The 8740-nt window shown below is 73.6% G+C and carries 6 protein-coding genes; 5 read left to right on the top strand and 1 reads right to left on the bottom strand.

Features of this window, described 5'->3' with window-relative positions; all coding sequences use genetic code 11:
- The first annotated feature begins 113 nt into the window (after positions 1-113).
- The 5 genes from HCN08_RS08705 (at position 114) to HCN08_RS08685 (ending at position 7400) form a co-directional block, all read left to right on the top strand.
- The gene (locus HCN08_RS08705) at positions 114-1793 is read left to right on the top strand and encodes a (2,3-dihydroxybenzoyl)adenylate synthase (protein WP_167982358.1); all 1680 of its coding nucleotides are present in this window, start codon (positions 114-116) and stop codon (positions 1791-1793) included.
- A gap of 67 nt (positions 1794-1860) precedes the next feature.
- Positions 1861-3213: a salicylate synthase gene (locus tag HCN08_RS08700; protein ID WP_167982357.1), complete on the top strand. Its 1353-nt coding sequence runs from the start codon at positions 1861-1863 to the stop codon at positions 3211-3213.
- A 122-nt stretch (positions 3214-3335) separates the two neighbouring features.
- Positions 3336-4817, top strand: a complete 1482-nt coding sequence (locus HCN08_RS08695; protein WP_167982356.1) for an NAD(P)/FAD-dependent oxidoreductase — start codon at positions 3336-3338, stop codon at positions 4815-4817.
- A complete protein-coding gene (locus tag HCN08_RS08690) occupies positions 4814-6940 on the top strand; it encodes a radical SAM protein (RefSeq protein WP_167982355.1) in 2127 nt (708 codons plus the stop codon). Before HCN08_RS08695 ends, HCN08_RS08690 begins: the two co-directional genes overlap by 4 nt.
- A gap of 4 nt (positions 6941-6944) precedes the next feature.
- A complete protein-coding gene (locus HCN08_RS08685) occupies positions 6945-7400 on the top strand; it encodes a VOC family protein (RefSeq protein WP_167982354.1) in 456 nt (151 codons plus the stop codon).
- Here HCN08_RS08685 and nhaA read toward each other — a convergent pair.
- Positions 7395-8681, bottom strand: coding sequence for a Na+/H+ antiporter NhaA (gene nhaA / locus HCN08_RS08680; RefSeq protein WP_167982353.1), 1287 nt, complete (start codon positions 8679-8681; stop codon positions 7395-7397). The two genes, HCN08_RS08685 and nhaA, sit on opposite strands and share 6 nt — an antisense overlap.
- Positions 8682-8740 lie beyond the last annotated feature (59 nt).

Genomic DNA, 8740 nt, shown 5'->3' with positions numbered 1-8740 from the left:
ACAAAATTCACCGGAAACTGCGGGAGGCCGAATGCCTGCTAGGCTGGCGCGAGTTCGAGGGCGGAAGGTTGCCGCACGTGCAGCACCGCGTCGGTAACCCATAGAATTTTCGGATGAACGCAATGGAATTCCGCACGGATTCAATCGACGCCGCGCTGCGTGGACATGCGCGGCGGCACCCGCTCCGACCTGCTCTGATCGCCTCCGGGCAGCCCGGTCGCCCCGGGCAGCGGATCACGTACCAGCAGCTGGACACGGCGGCCGACCGATTGGCCGACCGCCTCGACCGGCTCGGCCTCGGCCCCGGGGACCGGATCGTCGTTCAACTTCCCAACAGCCTGGAATTCATACTTCTTATTGTCGGGCTGCTGCGTATGAGGGCGATTGCGGTCCTCGCTCTTCCCGGTCACCGCAAGAGCGAGATCGACCACCTGTTCCGGTTGTCGGGCGCCGTAGGATATGCCGTTTCGCGGCAGCCGTACGGCAGTGACAGCGGCGCGCTCACCGACGCCGTCCGGGCGTCGCATCCCACGCTGCGGCATGTTCTGACGGCGGATACGGACCGGGCGGGCGACCGCGACCTCGACGACCTCTTCCGCACCCTCGACGGAGCGCCCCTGCCCGGCGCGGGCCCGCAGCGGGCGGGCGGCAGTTCGTACCGGCCGTCCGCGCCGGCGGCCCCCTCGGACCTCGCGCTGCTGCTGCTGTCCGGCGGCACCACCGGGACCCCGAAGCTGATCCCGCGCACCCACGGCGACTACGCCTACAACGTCCTCGCCAGCGCCGAGGTGTGCGGCCTCGGCCAGGACAGCGTGTACCTGGCGGCGCTCCCCGCGGCGCACAACTTCACCCTCGGCTGCCCGGGGGTGCTCGGCACACTGGCCACCGGCGGCACCGTCGTCCTGGCCGCCGACGCCGATCCGGGCCGGGCCTTCCGGCTGATCGAGCGGGAGCGGGTGACGACCACCGCGCTGACCCCGCCGCTGCTGAAGCTGTGGCTGGCCGAGGCGGCCTGGAGCGGGCACGACCTGTCGAGCCTGCGCACACTCCAGGTGGGCGGCGCCCGGCTGAGCCGGGCCGACGCCGCGCGCGTCGGGCCCGAGCTGGGCTGCCGGCTCCAGCAGGTGTTCGGCATGGCGGAAGGCCTGCTGTGCTTCACCCGGGACGACGACCCGGACGACCTCGTGCTCTCCACGCAGGGCCGCCCGCTGTCCGCGGCCGACGAGATCAGGGTGGTGGACGACGAGGAGCGTGACCTCCCCCTCGGGGCGGTCGGCCAGCTGCTGACCCGCGGTCCGTACACCGTGCGCGGCTACTACGGGGCGCCCGAGCAGAACGCCGGCGCCTTCACCGCCGACGGCTGGTTCCGCACCGGCGATCTGGTCCGGGCCACGCGGACCGGGCATCTGGTCGTCGAGGGGCGGATCAAGGACGTCGTCAACCGCGGCGGTGAGAAGATCCCGGCCGCCGAGGTGGAGGACCACCTCGCCGCCCATCCCCGGGTCGCGCACGCCGCGCTCGTCGGGATCCCGGACCCGCTGCTCGGCGAACGCACCTGCGCCTGCGTCGTACCCGGGGCCGGCCCCGACTCCGCCCCCGACCTCCGCCCTCCGACCCTCGCCGAGCTGGCCGGATTCCTGCGGGAGCGGGGCCTGGCGGCGTACAAGGTGCCCGACCGGCTGGAGATCGTCGACGAGCTGCCGCGGACAGGCGCGGGCAAGGTCGACAAGCGCCGGCTCGGCGCGGAGATCGCGGCCCGCATCCCCGCCGGCGCCGCCCCGGCCCCCGCCTGACCGCCCGGCCCCCGCCACCCCTTCATCCGCACCAGCGACCCGGGCCGACCACCCGAGGGAGAGACCGATGCCGCCACGACACCGCTACCGGCAGACCGAGGCCGCCGCACCGCACGACCCGCTGCTCACCGTGGCGAGGCTGGCCGCCGCACACCGCGGCGAGCCCCATGTCGTCCACGAGCGGGAGGGCACCTGGACCTTCTGCGCCGGCGCTCTGGCCGAGCTCACCGTCGACGGCCGCCATGTGCACTACGCCTGCGGTACGGACCGCCGCCGCGTCGCCTGGCGGGACCGGCCGCTGGACGTCCTGTCCGTCCTGCTGGACGACCTGCCCGTCGACGCCTGGCGCGCCTACGGCTGGGCGGCCTTCGAACTCGCCGAGGCGCTCGCGGCGCAAGGGGCCGGCCCGGCACCCCGGGCCGACGCGGACCGGCCGCTGCTGCACCTGGTCGTGCCGCGCCACGAAGTACGGATCACCGCCGGGCGGGCGGCCGTACGGAGCGTGGACCCCGACGCGCTCGCCCGGCTGGCCGGCGACGTCGGCCGCCCGCCGGGCGACGCCGAGCCGGCCCGGGCCGCGGCCGAGCCGGACCTCTCCCTCGACGGCGAGCTGTACCGCAAGGCCGTCGCCGCCGCGGTCGCCGAGATCGCCGACGGGGTGATGGACAAGGTCGTCCTCAGCCGCACGGTACCGGTGCCCCACCCCGTGGACCTGGTCGCGACCTACGTCCTCGGCCGCCGCCACAACACCCCCGCCCGCTCCTTCCTGCTCGACACCGGGGGCCTGCGGGCCGCCGGCTTCAGCCCGGAGGTGGTGGTCTCGGTCAGCGCGGACGGCCGGGTGCAGACCCAGCCGCTCGCCGGCACCCGGGCCCGCACCGGCGACCCGGCCGAGAACGAACGGCTGCGCGCCGAACTGCTCCACCACCCCAAGGAGATCCACGAGCACCGCATCTCGGTGACCGCGGCGACCGAGGAGCTCGCGGCCGTGTGCGAGCCGGCCGGCATCCGGCTGGAGGAGGACATGGTCGTCAAGGAACGCGGCAGCGTGCACCACCTCGCCTCCCGGGTCTGCGGCCGGCTCGCCCCCGGGCTGACCTGCTGGGACGCCCTCGCCGCGACCTTCCCGGCGATCACCGTCTCGGGCGTGCCCAAACCCGCGGCGCTGGCCGCGATCCACCGGCACGAGCAGGACCCGCGCGGGCTGTACGGCGGCGCGGTCCTCGCCGTGGACAGCGACGGCTCCCTCGACGCGGCCCTGGTGCTGCGCACCGTCTTCGAGCAGTCCGGCCGGGCCTGGCTGCGCGCGGGCGCCGGGATCGTCGGCCAGTCCCGACCCGCCCGGGAGCTGGAGGAGACCTGCGAGAAGCTGCGCAGCGTCTCGGCCCATCTCGTACCGGCCCGGGGACGCGCGCGGTGACGGCCGAACCGCCGGCCGCCGGACCCGCCTGACGAGCACCCACCCATCGCACGACCTCCGTGCGCCGGGGCCGCTGACCGGCCCCTCGCCCGGAGCCCCACGCAACGTACGAGGAGAACAACGTGGCCGAACCGACCGACAACCCGACGGTCCTCGTGGTCGGCGGCGGACCCGCGGGTTCGCTCACCGCCGCCCTGCTCGCCGGGTCGGGCGTCGACGTGCTGCTGCTGGAGAAGGAGGTCTTCCCCCGCTACCACGTCGGGGAGGCCCTGGCCTCCTCCTGCCGGCCCGTCCTCGAACTCGCCGGCGCCGCGGACAAGGTGGACCGGGCCGGTTTCCTGCGCAAGCACGGCGGCCTCTTCCGCTGGGGCGCCGAGCAGGACTGGGTCGCCGACTGGTCGGCGATCTTCGGAACCGAGGTACGGTCCTGGTCGGTCGAGCGGGGCGACTTCGACCACGTCCTGCTGGACAACGCCGCGGACCGGGGCGCCCGGGTCGTCCAGGGCGCCACCGTCAAGCGCGTCGTCCTCGACGGCGGCCGGCCCGTCGCCGCCGAATGGACGACCGCCGACGAGCCCGGCGTCGTCCGCACCTCCCGCTTCGACCACCTCGTGGACGCCTCCGGCCGGGCGGGCCTGCTCACGGCGCAGACCTTCAGGAACCGCACCCGGCACGAGGTCTTCCGCAATGTCGCGATCTGGGGGTATTGGGACGGCGACACCCTGCTCCCGGACACCCCGCCCGGCGGCAGCAACATCATCTCCGCGCCCGACGGCTGGTACTGGGTGATCCCGGTATGCGCCGGCCGCCGCAGCGTCGGATGCGTCATGCACGAGACCGCCTTCCGGGAGCGGCGGCGGTCCGGCGGATCCCTCGACGACCTGCTCGGCGAGCTCGTCGCCGAATCGGACACCGTCCGCACCCTCCTCGACGGCAACCGGCAGGTCGCCGCCGCCCGCGTCGAGCAGGACTACTCCTACTCCTCGCAGTCCTTCTGCGGCCCCGGCTACTTCGTCGCCGGCGACGCCGCCTGCTTCCTCGACCCGCTGCTGTCCACCGGCGTCCACCTCGCGTCGTACAGCGCCCTGCTCGCCGCCGCCTCCCTCGTCGCGGTCATCGACGGGACCGTGGAGGAGAGCGAGGCGCTGGCCTTCTACGAGTCCCTCTTCCGCAACGCCTACACCCGCCTGTTCGCCATGGTCGGCCGGATGTACCAGCAGTACCAGGGCAAGGCCGGCTACTTCTGGCTGGCCCAGCAGCTCACCGCCGCGCCCGAGGTCCCCGACCGGCCCGACGCCGCCTTCGTCGAGATCGTCGGCGGCATCTCCGACCTCTACGACGCACGGCACGGCAGGGCCGTCGACCGCGGCGCGACCGCTCCCGCGCCCGCCGACGCCGGCACCGCGGCCACCGCCGGCCCGGACGAATCGGCCCTCGACCTCGTCGACATCGCGCCCAAGGACCTCTACGACACCGCCTCCCGGCTGCGGCTGGTCACCTCCCCGCGGCTGGGCCTGTGCCGTGCGCAGGCGCCCGCCGACCGGCCCGGGACCCTCGCCGCACCGCGTTCCGCGGCGGCCGACGCCGCCGAGCCGGCCGTATGAGCGCGCCGGCCGCACCCGCCCCGGGCGCACCGCGCGCGAGCGCGCCCGGGCGCCGCGGGGTGCACCTCGTCGACCTGACCTCGATCGCGGGAGCGACGTACAGCCCGACCCTGGGCTATCTGCAGGCCGCGGCCGAGGCCGACCCCGAGGTGGCGGCCCGCTGCGCCTTCCGGCGGCACGCCCTGCTCGCCAGGGGCCGCTGGTTCGAGCCGGCCTGCGAGGAACTGCTGTCGGCGCTGGACGATCCCCTCGTGGTCGCCTTCACCATCTACTTCTGGAACCGCGCCCAGTCCCTGGAACTCGCCCGCCGGGTGAAGGAGCGCTGGCCGCGCTGCCGCGTCGTCGCCGGCGGCAACGACGTCAGCTACCAGCAGGACGCGCTGTTCGCCGAAGCCCCCTGGGTGGACGTGCTGGTCCACGGCGAGGGCGAGCTGCGGTTCGTCGACCTCCTGAGGTCCCTCCTGCACGACGGGGAGGGCCTCGCGTCGATCGACGGCATCACGTACTGGTCGGGGCGCGGCGGCGACCGCCGGCCCGTCACCACCAGGCCGGCCGCCCGCATCACCGACCTGTCCACCGTGCCCTCGCCGCTGTCGGTCTACCCCGATGCCGAACTGGCCGCGACCACCCTGCTGGTGTACGAGACGAACCGCGGGTGCCCGTACAGCTGCGCCTTCTGCTACTGGGGAGGGGCGACCAACTCGAAGGTCCGGCAGTTCCCCATGGAACGCATCGCCGCCGACCTCGACCGGGCCGTACGGCTGGCGAGCCCGACCATGATGCTCGCCCTGGCGGACGCCAACTTCGGCATCCTGCCCAGGGACGTGGAGATCGCCCGGATGCTGGTCACGATCTGCGAGCGGTACGGCAAGAAGCTGGACTTCTTCGTCACCTGGGCCAAGAACTGCAACAAGCGGATCCTGGAGACGGCCGCACTGCTGCGCGACGGCGGCCTGCTCGCGCCGGTCACCCTGTCCACGCAGTCCTTCAGCCCCACCGTCCTCGACCTCGCCCAGCGCTCCAACATCCGGCTGGACAACTTCCGCCGGCTCCAGGCGGAGTTCCGGAAGCTGGGGATCCCCACGTACACCGACCTCATCTGGGGCATGCCCGGGGAGACGTACGACAGCTTCCTGGCCGGCGTGGAGGAGACGCTGGCCGCGGGCGGGGCGCCGGTGATGTTCCCGCTGCTGCTGCTCAACAACACCGACTACACCAAGGAGAGCTTCCGCGCGGACCAGAAGATCGTCGTGCGCAACCTCCCGTTCGACGTCAGCGACCCCGAACTGACCGGCGACGTGGTCGTGGCGCACGCCGACATGACCGAGGAGGACTGGCTGCGCGGGCTGGAATTCCGGCTCAGCCTGCACGTCTTCCAGAAGTCCCTGCTCCGGTGCACCCTGCGGGTCCTCGCGGCGCAAACCGGTGCGCGTCTGGTGGACCTGTGCGACCGGCTGCGCGACTACCTCTTCGACGGGGCCGCCGACGGCGTGACCCGCGCGATCGCCCACAACTACCGGGCCGCCTGGACCGATCCCGCCCGCCTGGACCGGCCCCTTCTGCAGGGCGAGCTGGGACTCGAAGTCGGGAACGGCGACCTGTACGGACGCCAGGAGATCCACTACGAGGCGATCCTGCACCGCCTGGTGCAGCGCCCGGACCGGCTCGCCCGCTTCCTCGACGGGGCGGTCGACTTCCTGCTGGGCGGCACTCCCGAGGGCGCCCGGCCCGACCGGGAAAGCCTTCGGCCCGCCCTTGACCTCGACCTGGCCGCGGGCTCGGTGTTCCGCTCCATGATCACGGGCCGGCGAGAGCGGGCCGCCTTCACCGCCCCGGCCGCAACCCTGGCCTCGCTGCGCGAAGCCGGCGACCTCCCGCCCGACCTGGCCCTTCCGCGCGGCGGCGACGCGGCGGGGTGGGTGAGCGCGCCCGCGAAGCTCCTCGAAGGCCACCATCCGCACCACTCGTTCAGCCGCTACGTGGTCCTGTGCTGGCGGGGCATGGTGTCCACGCTGCGCGACGCCGAGGTGGTCCTCGCCGGCGCCGCACCGGTCGGCGCGGGTGTTCCCGCGCCGTCGCGCACTCCTGACCCGACGCCCGTCCAGGCGCATCCAGGGAAGTAGGAAGATGACCGAAGAAACCAGCGTGCTCAGCTACCCCACGGTGTCGCCCTTCCTCTTCGTGGCAGGAGCCGACGCGGCGATCGACTTCTACCGCGCCGTCTTCGACGCCACCGAGCGGATCCGGGTGCGCGAGCCCGACGGCCGGATCGGCCACGCGGAGCTGCAGATCGGCGACTCCGTCGTCATGTTCGCCGACGAGTTCCCCGAGCACGGCGTCCCCGGACCGCGATCGGTGGGCGGCACGCCGGTGGCCATCAGCGTCCACGTCGCCGACGTCGACGAGGTCTTCCGCCGCGCCCTCGCCGCCGGCTCCCGCTCCCTGCGCGCCCTCGCCGACGAGGCATACGGCGACCGGGTCGGCATGTTCGAAGACCCCTTCGGCCACCGGTGGATGGTGGCCACGCACCTCGAACGCCTCTGCGTCGACGAGATCATCAGACGCACATCAGCGGGCTCATGAGCGGCGCTGGTAGATGTCGGGGATGCCGTCGGCGTCCTCGTCCCGCTCCTCGGCCTCGCTCAGCCGGCGGTAGACCGCGTTGCGGCGGCCGAGCAGCAGCGCCGCCGCCGCGGCGGCGATCACCGAGCCGACCAGGACCGCCGCCTTGGTGTGCTCGACGGCCGCCGGGTCGGTGAAGGCGAGCTCGCCGATCAGCAGGGCCACGGTGAACCCGATGCCCGCCAGCGCGGCCAGGCCGAACACGTCTGCCCACGCGAGGTCCGGATTGAGGCGGGCCCGGGTGAACCGGGCGGCCAGGTACGTACCCGCGAAGACGCCCACCGTCTTGCCGGCGACCAGGCCGAGCACCACGCCCAGCGGCTCCGGGCGGGTGAACACCTCGCCCAGCGCCGGCACGGAGACGCTCACCCCGGCGGCGAACAGCGCGAACAGGGGCACCGCCGCACCGGCCGAGAAGGGCCGCAGCAGATGCTCGACGTGCTCGGCGGGCGAACCGGCCTCACCCGGGTCGCGCCGGGTGCGCAGGATGAGCCCCATCGCCACGCCGGCCACCGTGGCATGGACCCCGCTCCTGTACATCAACGCCCAGACGACCACCCCGAGCGGCACGTACCACCACCAGCCGCGCACCCGGTGGCGCTGCAGCAGGAAGAAGACGACGAGCCCGGCGACCGCTCCGGCCAGCGCGGCGAGGTCGAGGCCGCTGCTGAAGAAGACCGCGATCACCAGGATCGCGCCGAGGTCGTCGACGACGGCCAAGGTGAGGAGGAACGCCCGCAGCGCGGCGGGCAGGTGCGTGTTCAGCACCGCCAGGACCGCGAGCGCGAAGGCGATGTCGGTGGCCATCGGCACCGCCCACCCCGCCCGGCTGCCGCCGGCGATCCCGGTGGTGGCCAGGTAGAGCCCGGCCGGTACGCCCATGCCGCACACCGCGGCGACCACGGGCAGCACCGCGGTGTCGGGAGTGCGCAGTTCGCCCACCACGAGCTCGCGTTTCAGCTCGATCCCGGCGACCAGGAAGAAGACGGTCAGCAGCCCGTCGGCGGTCCAGTGCCGCACCGACAGGTCCAGCCCGAGCGCCCGTACGCCGAAGTGGACGTCGCGAATACGCTCGTACGTCCCGCTCCACGGACTGTTCGCCCAGACCAGGGCGGCCACGGCCGCCACCAGCAGCACCAGTCCGCCCACGGTCTCGGTGCGCAGGGCGCGCACCACCGCGGCCCGCTCCGGCCAGGGCAGCAGACCGAGGAAGACCGAGCGCTCACGCCGGGCAGCACACACAGGACAAACCTCCGGGAATCGATACGTGGGCGCACATGCCTCCCACCGGTCAGGCCGGA

The sequence above is a fragment of the Actinacidiphila epipremni genome, assembly GCF_012034175.1.
Classification (GTDB): Bacteria; Actinomycetota; Actinomycetes; order Streptomycetales; family Streptomycetaceae; genus Actinacidiphila; species Actinacidiphila epipremni.
Note: the sequence above shows the minus strand (reverse complement) of the source record. Positions and strands in the feature narration are given on the sequence as shown.

Coding starts and splice junctions, on each gene's coding strand:
- HCN08_RS08705 (WP_167982358.1), top strand. CDS start 114: ATGAACGCAATGGAATTCCGCACGGATTCAATCGACGCCGCGCTGCGT.
- HCN08_RS08700 (WP_167982357.1), top strand. CDS start 1,861: ATGCCGCCACGACACCGCTACCGGCAGACCGAGGCCGCCGCACCGCAC.
- HCN08_RS08690 (WP_167982355.1), top strand. CDS start 4,814: ATGAGCGCGCCGGCCGCACCCGCCCCGGGCGCACCGCGCGCGAGCGCG.
- HCN08_RS08685 (WP_167982354.1), top strand. CDS start 6,945: ATGACCGAAGAAACCAGCGTGCTCAGCTACCCCACGGTGTCGCCCTTC.